The sequence below is a fragment of the Pseudoalteromonas sp. S327 genome (assembly GCF_005886415.1).
Classification (GTDB): Bacteria; Pseudomonadota; Gammaproteobacteria; order Enterobacterales; family Alteromonadaceae; genus Pseudoalteromonas; species Pseudoalteromonas atlantica.
Map to the genome: position 1 here is coordinate 1 of NZ_PNDP01000032.1, position 19307 is coordinate 19307.

Annotated in this window: 18 protein-coding genes; 5 read left to right on the top strand and 13 right to left on the bottom strand. The window is 36.6% G+C overall.

Annotation, left to right across the window (positions count from 1 at the left end):
* Positions 1-237 precede the first annotated feature (237 nt).
* The 10 genes from rfbD to wecA (CWB60_RS09760) all read right to left on the bottom strand — a co-directional run bounded on the left by rfbD (position 238) and on the right by wecA (CWB60_RS09760) (position 10136).
* Positions 238-1152, bottom strand: coding sequence for a dTDP-4-dehydrorhamnose reductase (rfbD, locus tag CWB60_RS09715; protein WP_138577099.1), 915 nt, complete (start codon positions 1150-1152; stop codon positions 238-240).
* Between the two features lie 13 nt (positions 1153-1165).
* Entirely contained in the window at positions 1166-1717 is a 552-nt protein-coding gene (gene rfbC / locus CWB60_RS09720) for a dTDP-4-dehydrorhamnose 3,5-epimerase (protein ID WP_138577097.1), read from the bottom strand.
* A gap of 90 nt (positions 1718-1807) precedes the next feature.
* Positions 1808-2719, bottom strand: a complete 912-nt coding sequence (gene rfbA, locus CWB60_RS09725) for a glucose-1-phosphate thymidylyltransferase RfbA (protein ID WP_138577095.1) — start codon at positions 2717-2719, stop codon at positions 1808-1810.
* A 120-nt stretch (positions 2720-2839) separates the two neighbouring features.
* Positions 2840-4315: a KpsE/RkpR family capsule polysaccharide export protein gene (locus tag CWB60_RS09730; RefSeq protein ID WP_138577093.1), complete on the bottom strand. Its 1476-nt coding sequence runs from the start codon at positions 4313-4315 to the stop codon at positions 2840-2842.
* A 2-nt stretch (positions 4316-4317) separates the two neighbouring features.
* On the bottom strand, positions 4318-4968 hold the full coding sequence (locus CWB60_RS09735) for an ABC transporter ATP-binding protein (RefSeq protein WP_138577091.1): 651 nt from the start codon (positions 4966-4968) through the stop codon (positions 4318-4320).
* Positions 4969-4988: 20 nt separating this feature from the next.
* The gene (locus CWB60_RS09740; protein ID WP_138577089.1) at positions 4989-5774 is read right to left on the bottom strand and encodes an ABC transporter permease; all 786 of its coding nucleotides are present in this window, start codon (positions 5772-5774) and stop codon (positions 4989-4991) included.
* 3 nt (positions 5775-5777) lie between these two features.
* Positions 5778-7397, bottom strand: coding sequence for a polysaccharide biosynthesis/export family protein (locus CWB60_RS09745; protein WP_502704739.1), 1620 nt, complete (start codon positions 7395-7397; stop codon positions 5778-5780).
* Between the two features lie 74 nt (positions 7398-7471).
* Positions 7472-7861 carry a hypothetical protein gene (locus CWB60_RS09750; protein ID WP_248443205.1) on the bottom strand — a complete coding sequence of 130 codons (390 nt, stop codon included), beginning with the start codon at positions 7859-7861 and terminating at the stop codon, positions 7472-7474.
* A 45-nt stretch (positions 7862-7906) separates the two neighbouring features.
* Complete coding sequence (gene wecA / locus CWB60_RS09755) at positions 7907-8944, bottom strand: UDP-N-acetylglucosamine--undecaprenyl-phosphate N-acetylglucosaminephosphotransferase (protein ID WP_138577085.1); 1038 nt, start codon at positions 8942-8944, stop codon at positions 7907-7909.
* Between the two features lie 136 nt (positions 8945-9080).
* Positions 9081-10136 (bottom strand): UDP-N-acetylglucosamine--undecaprenyl-phosphate N-acetylglucosaminephosphotransferase, encoded by a 1056-nt coding sequence (gene wecA, locus CWB60_RS09760; RefSeq protein ID WP_138577083.1) that lies wholly within the window; start codon positions 10134-10136, stop codon positions 9081-9083.
* Positions 10137-10660: 524 nt separating this feature from the next.
* Here wecA (CWB60_RS09760) and CWB60_RS09765 point away from each other — a divergent pair.
* From CWB60_RS09765 to CWB60_RS09785, 5 genes are read left to right on the top strand one after another with little or no spacing between them, the layout of a single operon-like run.
* Complete coding sequence (locus tag CWB60_RS09765) at positions 10661-11566, top strand: Wzz/FepE/Etk N-terminal domain-containing protein (RefSeq protein WP_138577081.1); 906 nt, start codon at positions 10661-10663, stop codon at positions 11564-11566.
* Positions 11566-12396 carry a glycosyltransferase gene (locus tag CWB60_RS09770; RefSeq protein ID WP_138577079.1) on the top strand — a complete coding sequence of 277 codons (831 nt, stop codon included), beginning with the start codon at positions 11566-11568 and terminating at the stop codon, positions 12394-12396. Before CWB60_RS09765 ends, CWB60_RS09770 begins: the two co-directional genes overlap by 1 nt.
* Before the next feature lie 8 nt (positions 12397-12404).
* Positions 12405-13454: a glycosyltransferase gene (locus tag CWB60_RS09775; RefSeq protein ID WP_138577077.1), complete on the top strand. Its 1050-nt coding sequence runs from the start codon at positions 12405-12407 to the stop codon at positions 13452-13454.
* Positions 13451-14176, top strand: a complete 726-nt coding sequence (locus tag CWB60_RS09780; RefSeq protein ID WP_138577075.1) for a WecB/TagA/CpsF family glycosyltransferase — start codon at positions 13451-13453, stop codon at positions 14174-14176. Before CWB60_RS09775 ends, CWB60_RS09780 begins: the two co-directional genes overlap by 4 nt.
* Complete coding sequence (locus tag CWB60_RS09785) at positions 14163-15473, top strand: O-antigen ligase family protein (RefSeq protein WP_138577073.1); 1311 nt, start codon at positions 14163-14165, stop codon at positions 15471-15473. The genes CWB60_RS09780 and CWB60_RS09785 overlap by 14 nt, the downstream gene beginning before the upstream one ends.
* A 75-nt stretch (positions 15474-15548) precedes the next feature.
* Here CWB60_RS09785 and CWB60_RS09790 read toward each other — a convergent pair whose 3' ends face one another.
* The 3 genes from CWB60_RS09790 to wcaK are packed head-to-tail and all read right to left on the bottom strand — an operon-like array spanning position 15549 to position 19307.
* Positions 15549-16844 carry an oligosaccharide flippase family protein gene (locus CWB60_RS09790; RefSeq protein WP_138577071.1) on the bottom strand — a complete coding sequence of 432 codons (1296 nt, stop codon included), beginning with the start codon at positions 16842-16844 and terminating at the stop codon, positions 15549-15551.
* On the bottom strand, positions 16834-18066 hold the full coding sequence (locus CWB60_RS09795; protein ID WP_138577069.1) for a glycosyltransferase: 1233 nt from the start codon (positions 18064-18066) through the stop codon (positions 16834-16836). The genes CWB60_RS09790 and CWB60_RS09795 overlap by 11 nt, the downstream gene beginning before the upstream one ends.
* The gene (gene wcaK, locus CWB60_RS09800; RefSeq protein WP_138577067.1) at positions 18063-19307 is read right to left on the bottom strand and encodes a colanic acid biosynthesis pyruvyl transferase WcaK; all 1245 of its coding nucleotides are present in this window, start codon (positions 19305-19307) and stop codon (positions 18063-18065) included. The genes CWB60_RS09795 and wcaK overlap by 4 nt, the downstream gene beginning before the upstream one ends.

The window sequence follows — 19307 nt, forward strand, 5'->3', positions numbered from 1 at the left end:
CTTCTCTCTCTGCTCTCGGCTTAAAAAAATCTATAAATTTATTTAAATTACAATTTGACCACCGAGAACACAGAGGCGCTGCGCGCTACACCGAGAAGATATTAATAACGCCAGCAAGCTGTACGTCTACAAGTAATAATTACTTCTCCTTCTCTTCTCTGTGTTCTCTGTGGTGATAACAATCTCTTAATCACTTTGTGTGTTTAAAAACAAATTTACCACCGAGACGCTGAGCCTCTACGAATTAGCTTTTTGCGCTAGCTCGTCTAGCATATTACTTAACTGTGCACGCCAATGTATTGTTTGTACGCCACTAACCTGCTCTGCTTGAGCTTTATTTAAAACACTAAACGCGGGGCGCTTTGCCGGTGTTGGGTAACTAGTTGCCGGTATCGGGCGTATAGGTATTTCTTTATTTAGCAACCCCTTTTCCAACGCCAGCTCTTGTATTGCCACGGCAAAATCGTACCAAGAAGCAACACCTGCATCGGTCCAATTTAAAATATCTGCTTTATTGTCATTTTGTGTTGAATTTATACTATTTTTTGACATTATTTGCACAATTAAAGCCCATATAAATTCAGCAAGACCTTTAGCCCAAGTAGGAGTTCCTACTTGGTCTGCCACTATACCTAAATGCTCTTTTTGTTGCATTAAATTCAACATGCTTTTTACGAAATTATTGCCAAAAGCCGAGTAAACCCACGCAGTGCGCACAATTATAGCTTGGCTGCCTAATACATTCTTTATTGCTTGCTCGCCTGCTAACTTCGATGCACCGTACACACTTAATGGGTTGGTTATGTCGTTTGCTTCGTAGGGGGTGGTTTTTGTTCCATCAAACACAAAATCGGTTGAAACATGAATCAACTTCGCGCCAATTGTTTTACACACAGTAGCTAAATTAGCAGCGCCCTGCTCGTTTACAGCATAGGCAAGCTCGGTTTCGGTTTCGGCTTTGTCTACCGCAGTATAGGCTGCAGCATTAATAACTACATCAGGTGAATGTGCGATTAACACTTCGTTTAACATAGCTATGTTGGTTATATCTAACGCTTTACTATCAAATAATTCTATCTCTGCATTCGCAGGACTTAGCTTGGCCAACTCGTTGCCTAACTGGCCATTTTTACCTGTTACTATTACTTTCATACTTTACTAGCTTTTATAAGTTAAACGTGGGCGCATCATTTAATGCAAGGCCAGCTTCATCTTTAGCTGAAAGCTGCGGAACTTTTCCACTTACTAATGGCCAAGCTATATTTAGAATTGGGTCATCCCACTTTATCGACACCTCTGCGCTTGGGTTATATACGTCTGTACATTTATATACAAACTCAGCGCTTTCGCTGGTTACATAAAAGCCATGAGCAAACCCTTCTGGCACCCATAGTTGGCGTTTGTTTTCAGCCGATAATAACACTCCGACCCACTTCCCAAAACTTGGCGAGTTTTTACGCATATCTACTGCCACATCAAATACTTCACCTTGGGTAACACGTACTAACTTACCTTGAGTGTTTTGTGTTTGGTAGTGTAAACCTCGCAGAGTACCGTGTGATGATTTACTATGGTTTTCTTGTACAAAAGTACGCTCACTACAGTGTTCGTTAAATAGCTCAGTGCGAAATGTTTCCATAAAAAAACCTCGCTCATCACCAAAAACTTTTGGCTCTATAATTTTTACATCTGGTATTATTGTTTCTATAAATTTCATATGTATTACTTTGATATTTTGAAAGGCAGAGTGAACAGTTTAAAGCAAATAAATGAATTTTTATTTGCTTTAAACTTATATGCGAAGCTTTTAAAAGACTTTTTGATCAAGTATATCTAAAAGGTATTTGCCATACCCTGACTTTTTAAGCGGTTTGGCTAATTTTTTTAACTGCTCGGCATTAATATAGCCCATACGGTAAGCAATTTCTTCTGGGCAGTTAATTTTTAATCCTTGGCGTTTTTCTATAGCGCGAATGAAATTAGCGGCATCGAGCAGGTCATCGAGCGTGCCGGTATCTAGCCATGCAGTCCCTCGTCCCATTATCTCAACATTTAGTTCTTTTTTTGCTAAGTACTGCTCTATTACATCGGTAATTTCTAGCTCGCCACGTTCTGATGGCTTTACGTTTTTAGCAAACTCAACCACACGATTGTCAAAAAAGTATAACCCCGGCACGGCATAATTAGATTTAGGCTTAGCTGGCTTTTCTTCTATTGATATTGCTTTGCCGTTTATGTCAAATTCAACCACACCATAAGACTCTGGGTTAGCTACATGGTAACCAAACACGGTAGCGCCATTTTCACACTGTGTTGCATTTTGTAACGATAGCGATAAGTCATGGCCATAAAATAAGTTATCGCCTAGTACTAATGCTGCATTTTGGCCTTGTAAAAAGTCTTCGGCTAATAAAAAGGCTTGCGCTAGACCATCAGGGCTTGGTTGCTCTACGTATTCAAAACTAATGCCCCATGCACTGCCATCGCCTAGTAGCTCTTTAAATCGTGGTAGCTCAGCAGGGGTGGCAATAATTAAAATTTCGGTTATGCCAGCAACCATTAATGTGGATACAGGGTAAAAAATCATCGGTTTATCGTATACAGGCATTAACTGTTTACTTACCACTTTTGTAAGTGGGTACAAACGGGTACCCGAACCTCCTGCTAAAATTATCCCTTTACGAGCTGTTTTTTGCTTTACAGCAGTTACTATATTCATGTCATACCTAGTTTATAAATTATACTTCATTAATGTAATTTAAATTTTGTACTAAATTTGACTACTAAAACTTAAATTATTTAAATTATTTTGACAATTGTATGCTTTTTTAGCTTAACCCTATCTGAGCTCTTTTGCCGTCGCGAATAAAATTTTACCTATTCCATAAATCATGGTTTGTAATACCGCGAACAGTAAAATATTGTAAAGAGTTTTCGGGTACTGATTATCTTCTGGCAATGTGGGGGCCTCTACTACTACTAAATATTTTAGCTGTCTGTAGGCTTCTATACGTGCTTTGTCTAGCGAAACTTCTGATGAGGTATAGCCTTGTACAGCAAGCTCTAGCTCAATTTTTAAATCAGCAAACTGAGCCAATACTTCACTAACTGCTCTTTCATTAAGTTTGCTGCTAGGTGCTAGGTGGTTGCTATTTGCAGTATCACCTTGTTGTGAAAGTCTTTCACGCTCTAGTTCAAGTTGATTCTTTAAGGCGCTTAGTTCTGCCTCAAGCATTACAACTTGTGGAGCTTTATCCGTCATCGTTGTTCGAAGGCCTTTTAGCTGAGCGCTTTTAGTTGCTATTTCGCTTTCTAATCCATAAGTAATTTTTTGTAGTGCCAAACCCTCTGCCTCTGGGTCAAGCAAGTTATTCTTTTGCTGAAACGCCAAAATTTTACTTTGTGCATTACGTAGGCGTTGTTCTACTTTGTTATGCTCTGTTTTTATAAATTTAAGTTGTGCATCTGCTAATTGGTGCCCAATAGAGTTTATATACCACTCAGCGCGGTTAACTATAGTTTGTGTTAATTGTTTGGCAAACTCTGGTGTAAACCCTTGTACTAATATTTTTATAACCCCTGAATTTTCATCAATCTCAATTGTGGTGTGATCTTGATAATACTTGAGTAAATCTTCAATACTTGCATTAGCACTTAAACGAGAAAAAATATCCCCGCCTTCGTAATAGTGTTGCTTAATATTACTATGCGTTTGCAAATAATTTAGCATGTCTTCAGAGTGAATATACGCTTTGGCTATCTCGGTATCTGCGGTTGAGCTTGAGCTCACCCCTAAACCACTGAGTATCGCCATTGAAGGATCCATAGTTGCCATGCCATCTGGCTGCTGAATAATAAGCTGCGCCCTACTTTCGTACCTTGGCGCAGCCCACACCAGCTGATAAAACGCAAATAATAAAAATGGTACTAACAAAAATAAAAACCAAGGCTGCGTATATGTTTTAAAGCGTGGCTTTTTACTTAGCTCTGCATAAAAACTGTGTGCTTTTAAAAAATGTCTATTTTTATTTAAATTGTCGGCATCACTTTTTTCTGTAGATGAGCTTGTTTGCGTTTGCTTTGCTTTGTCCGCTATTTTTGTTGATAAGCGCTCAAGTTCTTTATTTATTTGCTCACTTTGGGGTTTTAAATTTCGGGCACGCTGCATAATTCGACGAGCTAAATATATGTCTTTTGGCTCTACTTGCTTGGCAAGGCCGATTAATTTTTCGCCATCGTCCCAAATAACTTTATCGGTTTTTAAACCAATATCTTGAAAACGTTGCTCTATTTTATCTACCGCTTGTTGACTCATAGTTATAATGCCTGGTAATGAGCAATTCCTTGCTCTAAATCGTTGTAAAAAGTGAGTTCGCCTTTATGGAGCACAATTGCACTGTCGCAAAAGTGACGTAGTTCGTCCATCTCGTGGCTAACCATAATAACATTGGCGCTTTTACTTTTTTGTGTAAGCGCTTGGCGTGTTTTATTTCTAAAATTAGCATCACCTACCGATGTAACTTCGTCGATTAAATAAACATCAAAATCGATTCCTATTGAGCAGGCAAATGCTAAGCGAGGTTTCATACCACTTGAGTACGTATTTACAGGTAGGTCAAATTTAGGGCCTAACTCTGCAAATTGCCGCACCCTACGTACATATAAATCTAGATCGGCCACACCATTGATCATGCCTATAAACCGAGCGTTTTCAGCGCCACTCATTTGTGGGTGTATCCCCGTTGTAAGTGCTACCGGCCACGACAAGTGTAAATCGGTAATAATTTCCCCTTTATTGGGGTATTCACTGCCGGCAAGCATTCTAAATAACGTAGATTTACCCGCCCCATTTGAACCCAAAATGGCAATATTATGACCACTAGGTATTTCAAAGTTTAAGTTTTTAAAAATGTACTGGTTCCCTAGTGTAGATGGGTAGTACTTAGTTACATTATGGAGCTTAATCATTATTTAACCTTGTACTTTATTTAACGGCTAATTGCCTGTTTCCACGACACATGATACGTTGCTATTGAAAAAAACAATAAAACTAAGGCTGATGCAAATAAATAAAATTCACTTACCCCATCGGTATTGTAGGTGTTATATGCAGCATGGCGCGAAAGCTCTATTGCATGCAATATTGGGTTCCAATTTACATACGCCCAATATTCTTTAGGGATATCTTGCATCGAAAAAAACACGCCAGATATAAAGAATAAGGGCCGCGTTAATACAGATTGAACTTTTCCTACCTCTGGTATATAGCATTGACTGATTGCAAACAGTAAACCCAAAGATAATGCTATGAACCAAACAGTAGCTGCGTTAAACAGCAAAAAAAGAGGATCGTCGATTCGGATATCAATACGTAGAAAAAACATCAACAGGATTATTAAAGCAAAAACTGCAATTTTCACTAAAAAATAAAAACAGCCTATAGCAATCGCACTACTTATAGGTTGTACCTGTCTAAAAGCGAATAGAGCTTTATTTTTCTTAAATGAGTTGGAAACATTCATAAACGTGTCTAAAAACAGTTGTATGAGTAGCATTCCATACATCATAAATTCAAATGTTGGAACAGTATGTGATTCATTTCCTTCTATCATGCCACGCAAGTAAGACAATAAAAATATAAAGCTGAGTGGTTGAAAAACCGCCCAAGCCAACCCTAGCCTATCGTTGAAGCTGGTACGGATTTCGCGAACAAACAGGGCAAATATAACATCGCGCCATATTGCCCAATTGTTGCGTTTAATTACTGCAGTCATTGATTAAGTAGCTACATTTGCAGCAATGGCAATTTGATAAATAATTTGCGTTATATCTTTAACCGATTGCATTAGCTTTGAATCTACTTTAGGGAGTACTAAAATTTGATCGCCTGCCTTAAGTGGGCCACTTGCATTAAGGTCAATCATTCCATTTGGGTGAATAACCATAATTTGTTCAAAGTTAGCTCGCTCGCTATAGCCGCCCGCCCACGCTACGTAGTCTTCTATGGTGGCTTGTTCGTTATATACCAGTGATTGTGGCATTAATACCTCACCACTTACATGCACTAAATCTGTTTTAGCGGGAATATGAACTACATCACCTTGTTCTAGGCGTATGTTTGCCACTTTACCACCATCAGCAATAACAACCTTACCTAACGGCACGGCTTTACGTGCTCGCTCGGTAAATTCTAAAATCATTCGGCCTTCTTCGGCTCTAATTTTAGCTTCGCCGTCTGATGAAGCTGGTGCTGTAAATACACTTCGCTCTAGCCTATCTAACGATTGCTCTATCATTTCTTTTTGTTTAGCCGCTACACTTTTACGCTGGATATAAATGGCTTGATAATCAGCAAGGTCTTTATCAATTTCGATATTAGCTAGGAGGTCATGAAGACGTGTTTCTTTTTTAACAGCAAAGTACGATGGCCCTAAATAGCTGCCTGCGACTTGTATATCTAAAACTTGAGCACGTATGTCGTCATTAAATATAAGTTTATCACCATCTTTTAGCGTAAAGTGTTTAAATTCACCGTATGGCAAGTACACAGAAAAAGGCCCGTCGTTTCTATCCCCTGAAATTGCTACGTGGCTTACTTTAGCCATAGGTAGTGCAAACTCAGCTAATTGTTCGCCAGTTGCTTGGCTGCCCTTAAATTCAAACCTAAATGGAGCTCGTACACTCCCTGATACAACTACGGTTGCTTTTTGACGCTCTACTAAAATTACGTCACGGTCTTTAAAATTAAATTTGGGGAGGTAACCTTTTAAAATAAAGTCATATAGGTCAATATTTTGGATTACTTTATTGTCTCGTAATACTTTTATGCTGCGGTAACTACCGCGTTCAGAGTCTATACCACCTGCGCGTTTGAGGTAATAAAGTATGCTATCTGAGGCGATACCGGCATATTGCCCTGGGCGAGCAACACTACCGCTTATATAAACGCTAACCGGTGTAGCGGTAAGCAAGTTTACGTAAATCTCAACGCTCTTTTTATATACTTGCTTAATTTTTTTTGTCACGTAGCTATTTAACTGGCTGGCTTTAACGTCTGCTACATATACTGGGCCAATGTTAGTTATAAACAAATTACCCTGATTATCTACAGTAATAACCTCTGATTGGTTAATTGCACCCCATAACCATATTGATACTTTATCTCCTGGTGCTATCGTATAGTCGTCATTTAGGCCATCTTGGCGTTCGCTTTCATAACCCCCAGCAAATAAGTTTGCACCGTAAGGTGGCGGTAAACCAGCCTCTGCAGAAGGTAGCAATTGCGAAGCCGACATTTCGCCCGGTAACATAGTCCCTGCGCGAGGCTGCGAATTGTAGGTACCGTTTTCTAATTGGTTTAACGAAACTTTTTCAGCAGCATATGCAACATTTGTCACTTGTAAGCTTATAGCTAACAAGACCAACGCATAAATTGATTTTAAATTATGGATAAAAGTGTTCATAGCAGCCGTTAAACTCCAAAGCTAATTTGGTTATTTTTATTTTCGATAACTTGCGGGGTCATAGACCATTGCTGAGTTTTTTCGTTTTTGCATACTGTTCGACGCTCTTTTTTTACTTTGTTGTTTTCATCACTTAAATATATTATGCGACACTGCGTGCCTAAAGCAGATGTATATTTTTTTCCTAAGAGCATCATTGTCCCATTGTAAATACTAACATATCCTTGTGGGCGGCCTTGAACTGCTTTATCTAGCTCACTAGGCAATGCATCTACTTTATTAGACTCTATAGGTTTATCAATAAGGGCAACTGAAGCTTTTATAACTGGAGGAGACGAAGTACAACCTAGTGTAAATAATAGAGGTGTAAGCAACGCAATTAAACTTTTATGTTTCATTTTATAATTCATAACCTTACGTATTAGAAAATTAGCAAACTAATGCTAACTATTTTTAAGCTCAATTTTATTCCATACACGCTGTGTTATAGCAGCATAACAAATAAATAAAATAATAAATGTGACTAGCATAATCCATTCAGGCACTAGAAATATATCAGCAGCACACCCTAGCACAGCCAGTAACGAGGCAAAACTAGAAATACAAATAAGTGCTGACGTACGACTATACCCTGCAGCCTCAAATAAATGATGTAAGTGCTGACGATCAGCAGAAAAAGCGGAGTTTCCAGATTTTAACCTGCGTATTATCACAGTAGCCATATCTAAAATAGGCACCCCCATTATATAGAGAGCGGTTACAGGCTTGAATGCAGGAGTTTCTAAGTTGACGCTTAATACCATTAACCACACCAATGATAAACCAATGAGCATGTTACCTGAGTCACCCATAAATATTTTTGAAAAAGACTTATGTAGATTTAAATTAAACATTAAATACGCAAGTAATGAGGCTATAAATAAAGTGGGGAGTAAAAACCAGTCATTTGCTACCCTGTTTAAAAAAAATGCTATAGCAGCAAAAGCAATTAAGCTAAGCGCACCCGCAAGCCCATCGATTCCATCCATCATATTTATTGCATTAATGCCGGCAATAATCGCGACTATGGTTACAACTATTCCAAATGTTCCAAGCTTAATTTCGAAATCACCTAAAAGATAACCAAGGCTATTTAAGTGCGTTTCAGTGCCAAATATCATTAAAGAGGCAACAATAACTTGCGCAACTAACCTCGTTTTTACAGATAAGTCGTAACGGTCGTCTAGCACCCCTAAAAATAAAACTAAGGCTGCAGCGACTAAATATATATTTAAATTTCGGCTATGCTCAATAAATAACACTGATGCAAGCATAATAGACAAATATATAGCTATACCACCTACTAAAGGTATGTGCCCTTCATGTACTTTGCGTGCGCATGGATAATCGACTAGGCCTGTTTTTATAGCGATAGGATTTACAATCTTTATTGCTACAAAAGATAATATAAAAGATATTGTTAGAGGTAACCAAAAGTCCATATTTAGGCCATTGAGACTGTTTAATCTTTATCAGGTAAATGTATATGCGCTTAAACAACTTTTATAGGGTTTGCATTAACCTACTAAAAAAGCCTTCATTAGAGCGTATGCTAAGCCCATTAAACTGTAAACTCAATTAAATTTGCTTTGTAGTAAAACGCCTAACAAAAGTAAGTACCTTCCAGATGTGTAATATAGTAACACTGTAAATTAAGAATAAAATAATAAACCCAAAAAACATTACAAACTCGGGTACATTAAGTAATTCTGCTATCACACCTACGCCTGAAAAAAGTACACTTAAAGTAAATATAATTATCAAAGCTGAACGTGAGCTAAACCCAGCCCGAAGAAATATATGGTGAAGGTGATCTCTATCAGCATGAAAGGGAGATCTCCCCTTTTTTATACGCCTAACAATAAGTGCGGCCATATCCATTAATGGTATAGCGACTATCCATAAGGCAGTAACAGGTCTAAAGCTTGCCGATTGTCCTTGAGTGTTGGTCACTAGTAACCATACAACCGTAAAACCTATAAACATACTACCAGCGTCTCCCATAAAAATTTTTCGATAACGGGTTCCACAAAAGCCTAGGTTAAAAATTAAATATGGAATTAATGCAACTACAATTAACACGGTAAATAGGTTTTCTTTTTGGTTTAGCAGTAACAAAAGGGCAATTGCACCTAAAGTGTTAATGGCCATAGCCCCTAAGAGGCCGTCTATCCCATCGACCATGTTAAAAGCGTTTATTAACCCAATGACTGCTAAATAAGTAAAAAAGATACCAAAATAACCTAACTGTACATCACCAAAATAAAAAATATCGCCAAGTTCTACAATATAATTATCTATTGCTATTATCATGAACGTTGCAACAATAATTTGGAAAACAACTCTAAATTTCACGCTTAATTCGTGTTTATCATCCATCACACCAAGCAAAACCATTAAACCAGACGCACATAAATAGCTCGTTAGTTCTTGATTAAAAGGCAGCCAGATACTGCATGAGATAGCAACACTTGCAAAAACAGCGACTCCACCAATAAGCGGTACGTGTCCATCATGGTGTTTACGCTCATTTGGTTTGTCGACAAGATTATACTTAACTGCAAATGGTCTAAATAATTTAATGGAGCAAAGCGACAGAACAAATGATGAAATAATAGCTAAAATAAATTCCATACGCCCTCCTATGCTGTGTAATATCTTAATGATAAATTATTAGTACTCATGAAAACCCATTTTTATTGTTACGCGCAATCTTAAGCGATTTATAGTATTTTTCTATAAATACGTGACTACTAACTTATGGCGCTTTTAAATGCGGATAAACCAATTGATATGAATATTATCAACAGATTCCTTCCCTTAAGCTTAAAGCATCCTGCTTTAAATTAACCCTAACCACTACTGCGTATCTAAACTTAACGCACCCATAAAATGAGTGGAGTTAAATTCTACTTTAAATCAAATAGTCGGAGATTCTAACATAGCTTTTTTTGTAAATCACAACTGTTTACACTGAGCTTGCAATTTACGAAAGCTTTTCAACTAAAGTCATACATTGAGTAGCTATTACGTTTTAATATCTCTTTTTACCCTACGTGTATTTACAAGCGCACATTTGAGCTATGGCAACCTAAATAAACTTAGGTATAATCCCTCCACTAAAATCAAGTACGTCACTAATTAAGCAGGGAAAAATAATGGGCAACGCTGATAAAGCTTTTGAGAGCTTACCGCCTCCAGAACTGAGTGAAATAATAAGCTCTATATGGTCTTTTAAACTTTATATCTTTGCAATTTGCTTTGTCTGTGCAGTTATCTCTTTTTTTGTAGCCATAAATACTCCCAATACCTACAGAGCTGAAACATTACTAGCCCCAACACAGTTGCTTCAAGGGCAAAGCTCACAAATGGACTCACAGCTTGGAGGTCTTGCTTCTCTTGCCGGTTTAGGTGACTTAACAGATGACGACTTTAAAACAGAAGTTGCCCAAGCAAAAATGTTAACCAAAGAGTTTGTATATGCGTTTATAAAAAAATACGACCTAGTTGCTCCTCTTATTGCCGCTAAGAGCTGGAATAAAGAAGAGCAGTCATTTACATACGATTCAGAAATATACGACACTAACAACGCTAGCTTTTTACTCCCAGAAGATACAAACCCATATTGGCTTGCCTATAAAAAGTTTGAAAGCAACCTGCTAATAGATACAGAAAAAAATGGATTGGTGAGAATCTCTTATGAGCATATATCTCCTGTACTCGCGCAACAAATTGTGACCAATTTAGTTAAAGATATAAACGCACAAATGCAAAGTTATGATATAGAACAAGCAGATAAAAGCATACATTACCTCAACGAAAAACTAACACAAACTCGTATTGCGGATATGGAAGCGGTTTTTTATAGGCTAATAGAAGAACAAACTAAAACAAAAATGTTAACCGAAATAAAAAGTGAGTATATATTTACTACTTTGGATCCGGCTATTATTCCTGAAGAAAAGGCAGGTCCTAAACGTGCTTTCATTATTATAGTAAGCATTTTTTTAGGTGGTATTTTTGGAAGTTTTATAGCCCTAATTCGCTTTTATAAGGCTCGCTAATGCAAGCCCCTTTAATAACAGTTTATATGCCAACGCATAATAGGCTTAACAACCTAAAACGTGCTGTACAAAGCGTGCTTAGTCAGTCTTACTCTCAGTGGGAGCTTATTATAGTCAACGATGGTTCATCTGACGGAACCTTTGACTACTTAAATGAGTTAGCGCTCACTGACCCACGCATTATTGTTTTTCATCATGAAACAGCGCTTGGCGCCTGCGCTGCTCGTAACAAAGCAATTAACACAGCCTCTGGTGAATTTATAACAGGCCTTGATGACGACGACGCATTCACATATGACAGGCTTTCCTATTTTATGGATAACTGGTCTGATTCATACACCTCGTTATGTACTCCTGTAACCGTATGTAAAAGCAACTCAAAAGTTGAGCACAATTTCTTTATAGGCGAACTTACCTTAAACGATATCCTTGTAGTGAATAAAGTAGGCAATCAATTGTTTTGCAAAACTGAAAACCTTAAAAGTATTGGTGGGTTTGATACTAAGTTTAAAGCATGGCAAGATTACGACACGTGGATTAGATTTTTCAAACATTATGGCACCGGCCTAAAACTACCTAAATCCACCTATCTACAATACGAAGAACAATGTGATACAAGTATAACGCGCTCTCCAAACAGGCTTACAGGGTTTAAGCAGTTCTTAAATAAACACTCGCTATTAATGGACAACAAGCAACTAAACGCCATGAAATGTTGGGAAGCAATTATATGTGGCAATTGGGTGTCGCTTAGTTTGCTAGTAAATTCACATAAAGATATTTATAAGTATGCACTGCTTCACAATATGAAAAGATTACTGGGACGTTAGGTGTTAACATGCACATTTTTTTTGTTTTTGAAGACTTTTGCTTAGGTGGTGTAGAAAGGGTAACCGAGCAGCTTATAACCGGTTTGCAATCAATTCATAACTGTAATATTACGATTGTGTGCGAACAAAAAAGTGGCGACTTAACGGCTCGTTTTAAAGAACTAGCGCCAATTTACGAATTGGGTAATAAAAATAAATTTATAAATTTTCGCCAAATATCGCTCGACTTAAATCCCGATTTAGTTGTATTCACTAAAGGCGGGCTATCTAAATATGGATTATTTATATCTAAAAAAATAAAAAAAATAGCCATACAGCATACACCTATTAATCTTCCTCAGGAGAGCAGATTTAAAAATGTCGTTAGGCGCTTAGGTGCCACATTCCTGTACTCCCAGCTGGACGCTGTAGTTTGTGTATCAAAAGGTATTTTAACAAACTTAGTAAAACTAAATGTTGTATCAAAAAATAATGTGCATTGTATTTACAACCCTGTACTAGATGAGTCAATTAAACAATTAGCAAACAAAGAAGTTAAATACAGTGATTACTTTGTGTGTGTTGGTAGATTACATCATCAAAAAGGTTACGATTTCCTTGTTGATGCGATTGGCAAGGCTAAGCAAACAAACCACGTAATAAAAGTCGTAATTATTGGCGATGGTCCTGAGCTTAAAAATTTAAAAAAACTGATAAGCGATAAAAGTTTAAGTGACAATATAATTCTTCATGGTTCAACAAATAACCCATATAAATATATTGCCAATGCAAAGGCAATATTACTGACCTCACGATGGGAAGGCTTACCCACTGTTTTAGTCGAGGCCGCTTATCTAAATACACCAATAATAACGTTTGATTGCCGATATGGCCCTAAAGAGCTGACTAACAATGGTAAAAATGGCTATTTAGTTGACTTTTTAGATACAGATCAACTTGTAAAAAAAATAATCACTGTAAACGAAAAAAGAAACCTATTGCCCTCACCTGCCGTGGATGATTTTTTATTACCTGCAGCCACACAATACTATTACACATTATTCAAATCACTATTATGAACGAACAGCTTAATAATAAAATACACTCTGGCGATCGCTTTATTGATATTCGAAACAGTGCATTTGAATCAAAAAATTCAACTGTCATTTCGTTTCTCAATCCCTTTTCGTATTACGAAGTAGTTAAAGAAGAAAGTTTAATTAATGACGTTGATATTTATTTTTCTGATGGCGCTTTGCTATGCATTCTTCACAACTTATTTTTACCCAAAATAACCAGGGCAAGCTTTGACTACAGCTCAATTGCGGAGCCTTTCTTACAGTATGTAGCAACAAAAAATAAACGCATTGCAATTATAGGTGCCACTACTGACGAAAATACACTGGCCGTTATTAACCTAAAAAAGCAGTTCCCTAACTTGAATGTTGTGTACCAGCGAGATGGATATATCAATGACCCTGATAAGACAATTAATGAGCTTAATTTGCTAAAGCCTGATGTTGTGTTAGTCGGTATGGGTACTCCATATCAGGAACATTTTTCTATAAAGGTAAAACATCAACTGATTAAATCAGCTGTTATTATTACTTGCGGTGGTTTTTTAACGCAAACATCCATAAAACCCGATTACTATCACCCTTTAGTGAAAAAGCTTGGGTTAAGATGGCTACAACGTATGGTATTGCACAAGCATGTGCGCGACAGAGTATTAAAAAAATACCCTAAATTTACAATAAGCTATTTATATAAAATGATTGGGTTTAAGTTTGCAAAAAAATAATGTTCCTCTAAACACTGCACAATGGCTAGTGCTATCGACATTATTTGTTTTATGTTACTGGCCTACGTACTTTATTTTGTCTATAGAACCGGCTGTAATGCAGAAGTCTTACTTTTTAGTTATGCTTGGTTATTTAGTTTTTGTAGTGTTTGCTACAAGGACTACAGCCACAGTCCCGAATGTGGCCTATATTTATTGCCTTCCACTTTTTGCAATGATAATGAGTTTCCCTTTTTCTATTGAGGAGTTATCGAGCTTTCACTTTTCTGTCCTAATAAAGCCTATTTTACTATTTTCATATGTTATTTGTTTCTATTCGTTACTTGCGGAAAATTTCGGCTTTAATGGTGCTTTAAAAGTTAAGCAAGCTTTAACTTATATCTTTCTCATCCAATTAATAGTTATTGTATTGCAAATAGTTTTTGGTGATATTACAGCATTGAAAATACTGAGCTTCAAGGACGTTTATAGTGGCTTTGGTTTTAGAGCCCCTGGCACTTTTGACTGGGTATATATTACCTGTTATTTCTTAAGCTTTTTTTTAGCTATTCATATTATTGAGTTTTTCTTTGGTAAAAAAAGGAAAACAGCAGCTCTATTTGTAACTTTAAGTTTGTTAGCCATATTTTTATCTCAATCCAAAACTGGTTACTTAGCCACTATAATAATTGCATTATACTTTACGCTTTTATCTATAATTTTAAGACTAGGTATTGCAAAGAAAATTTTTTTAAGCATGCTTATTCTTTTTACATTATTTATACTTTTTATTATTTATTTTGATATTAATCTTGATTACATCACGAGATTTATAGATCTACTCCAACAGGGGCATTTAGATGGCTCTACATCGACTCGAAAAGGTCAAACTCTACTTGCCTTAGATGAGGGGTTTAAATACTGGCATAGAGGCTCTCCACTAGCTTTACAAGGCATGATCATTGAAAACAGTTACTTAGATTACCTATTTCGCTATGGTCTGCTTGGTTTATTCGCTTTCACTTCTATGATTTTTATTTTTTATTTTTACTCACTCATGGTTTGCATTAAGTGTAAAAAGCTTTTTGATAAACAGTTAATTACTTTTGAGCTATTTCAATTAAGTGTTGGATGTCATGTTAGTTTTTTTGCCGCGTCATTATATTCATTTACAGGAACACCAGTGGATGCATACCGCTCAGCTTTGTGGTCAAGCTTTGTAATTGCTCTATTAGCTTTCATCAATAAATTGATTAAAGCGATAGCGATTGTGCCTGAAAACGCCCCCTCAGCTTTAATTGCAAGGGAGTGCCAGTAATCAAGCCCTGTAACGCCAGCTAAATATACGACGACACTACGTAATAAACAGAGTGAAGCTACTTAAGAACAAGCTTTACCAAGAAATAAATATTAAATTTAATAAGCCATATAAACCCACATTCGCGGTTAACATGATAAAAAAGTTTCTTTTTGATATGTTTTTATCGTAGCTACGAAAGTAGAAAAATGATCCTATTGTCAGCGCAATTTGTAATACAGCTACCCCTAACGCAAATTGATTTATATTGTTAAATTGTGCGATAAAAAATAATGAAGTTACACTAATAAAAGCAGATATCATACTCCATTTAAATTCAATTTTAGTATTACCCTTTGCTTGTGCTATTACGCCAAATAAACTGCCAAAGGGAGCTACAAGGCCTAATATAAATAGTATGCATAGTACGGGGAGCGATTTGCTGTATTCACTAAAAAATAAGCTTACTAAGGTAAGTAGCCCTGCTACATAGAGTAGATATAGGGTAGAATTTAATATTAATAGCGTTCTGGTTGAACGGTTTAGTACGCTGTAAAACTTTTCTTCGTTACTTTGAAGCTTAGCAAGCTTTGGGTAAAGCATTCTGGCGATTAGGATCCTGATAAATTTAATAGGCTGCATTATTAATTCTTTTGCAAAAGAATACAGGCCTAAGATTTCGACCCCCATTACCTTACCTATAATTAACTGATCTAGCTGTGTCCTCACTTGGCTTACAATTTGTGAGCCCATTTGATAACTGCCGAATTCAAGCGCTGGCTTAATTATTTTTAGGTCTAATGTAAATGTAGGGTGCCATGTTTTTTCTGCATTGATTATAAAAATAATATAACGTGCAAAGTTCATTATAAGATACGAATAAAGGTATGGAAAAATACTGGGTACACCTAATTTTATTAAGGTGAATGTAGAAATTAGCATGCCAAATTTAACAAAAATATCAATTTTTGCCAAAACGACGTTTTTTTCACTTTTGATAAAATTAGCTTGGTATTGCGCCGATATAGCCAATAAAATGAAGTTAAAGGCCATAATATACATGCTTTTTGCTATATCACTGGACTTGTAAAAGCTTTCAACTGGCGAAGCCAATAGCAAAATAATTATGCTCGCTAAACCACCTAAAACACAATTTGTAAAATACAGAGTAGAGCTTTCTGCTCGGGTTAAATGCTGCTTATATATAAAATAATTAGACAACCCCATATCTTGCACTAAAAATGCAATTGCTAAAAATACATTTACAATAGCTAATACACCAATTGCTTCTGGGCTTGTGTAATACGCTAGCATTGAAAATATTAAAAACTGTACACCTCCTGCTACCCCTGACGATAAAAATAACCAAGCTCCCTGCTTTTTATTGCTCATTAACCTTTTCCAATATCCCTATAAACTCTTTGTAAAGTTTGGTTTGTTCAAAAGAAGCATCAATCCTTTCCTTGGCTTCTTTACGTATTTTTTCGATATTTATTTCATCATTTGCTATTTTTAAAGCCACTTTAGCTATTTCTTCGGCATTACGCTCTGGTACTAAAAAGCCACTTTTCGAGTCAGTTATTAATTCTGGTATACCACTATGGTAAGTAGATACAGCAATTAGGCCCATGGCCATAGCTTCCATTAAGGACACTGGAATGCCTTCCATATCTCCTGACTTTGCTGTTATTGATGGCAATAAAAATACATCTGACTCATTAAGTAGCTCTGAGACTTTATTTTGTGGCTGAAAGCCTAATAATTTTACATTTTTTAATGCTAATTTAGCTATTTGATTTTCAATATCACTTTTTAATTCGCCGCCACCAATAATACTGTATTCAAACTCAACTCCTTGGTTTTGCAATATAGCCATTGCATCTAGCGCGTATGTAAGCCCTTTTTTTTCTGTAAAGCGAGCGACGGTGATAATTTTAAGCTTTTTAGATAAAGGCTTATCAAAACTCCTACACTTAAACTGCTTACTATCTATCCCCATGCGATTGACTTTTATTTTATTCTCAGGACAGCCTAGCTCTTCTAGCCTACTCCTCCACAGGTCACTAATAGGAACCATAAGTTCGCCGGTCATAAAGAGTTTTTTGTAGTCATCTTTGAATACTTTTAATATGGAATAGACAGAAATATCCGAACCATGGAAGATCGTTACAAGTTTACCCTTTAATAAATTTAGCTCTCTTAATTTGTTTGCTACTACGCCTGCAGTACCAAAATGGGCAACAATAACATCAGCTTTATATACCTTGCTATTTCGAGTAACAATACTAGGTAATAATAGTGACCGACTATGGATCCCAAAACGATTAATATTTAATGCTTTTAATTTATTTTTTATGTTTAGTGGCTTAATTGTATTTAATATACGTTTAGCTCTAATATTAATCGCGCTATCTTGTGTTAATTCGCTTGTTAAGTAAGTCGTTTTTTCTATTAGTGAGTAGTCTATTACAGATTGGTGGCACTGCGCTATATTACCCTTGCGAGTAGCAATAATATTGACTTCATTTCCAAGTTTGATCAGCCCAATGATCTGATTAATAACAAATGTTTCTGAGGGTTCTGGAAATTGGTTCAAAAAGAACGTGATTTTCATTTTTTTCCGCTGATATTATTCAATGTATTTTGTACCATCATCCTTACTTTTTGCCTTTCATGTTCAACCTGAACATTCATTTTTACTTTAACTTGCTCAATGTTGTTTAGTACTTCCTTTGCACTAGTTAATAAATTACCATCAAATAAGGTACTAATATCTTTTGAAAGCTCGGGCATTTCCAGCTGCGCCATAATGCCTTTAGATTTGTGCTCGTAATTTATCGCAATTGCAGGCGTGCCAAAGTTCATTGAAATAATGGCGCTGTGTAGGCGAGTACCAATCGTTAAGATACAGTGGCTCAAGAAGCTTCCTATTTGTACATCGTTAAGTTCGTCCATAATGACATGACATTCAGGATTTTGTGTTAACGCTTGCACTTTTAAGGCAATCATACGGTCATCTCGCCAGTAGCTGTCTATACCTGTGCCTGTAGAACATATTACAACTCGATAACCTTCTTGTATTAGCGCGTTTATTAAATCAGCAAAACGCTCTTCGTACTGAGCCTGAGTAACGCCTAACTGGCGATCAAAGGGGGCTAACTCCCTTAACGTAATAGCTATGACGGGTTTGTTTTCTAAAAGCTTGGCTAAATGAGGAAATAATGTAATTGGCGTATTTGGAACAATCCAAGCTGTATCTGCGCCTTTCGTTACTTTAATATCAGCAACGTTAGATTTTTTCATTAAACCGTGACTCAACTCTTCCCTTAGCGCTAAAACTTCCACCCGTGAAAAAACAGTACTGGCTAATTTTGCATAACGTTTGCTATTAAAAGGCCCAACAGAGTGACCAATTAAAAATAGTTTTTTCTTAGCCAATAGCGCGCACAGAGCACTTTCAAATTTGGCTGGGCCATATAAGTCAACAAAGTTTGAGCCACCAACCTGAATGATAGCATCGTAATTATGCATTACATTAATTTGTTTTAATATGTGTTTTGGTAAATTAACAAAGTCTTCTTTTTTTAGCTTTCTAGCTAAATAATAACCCAAAAACCGACGGCTAAACCTTTTATACACTTTATCTATAAATGAAGTTGCGCTGTCGTGGTACTGCTCGATAGGGTCTACGGTTAGTGTTTCATCAAGAATGTAACTTGAGCTCACAGGATAACGACTGTAAGCATCAATCATTACATCAGGATGCTGCAGTCTTAGTTCAGCCATTAAGCCTCTTAAAATTGCTGCGTCTCCTCTATTACCACACGTGTGATTACCTATTAATAATAACTTCAT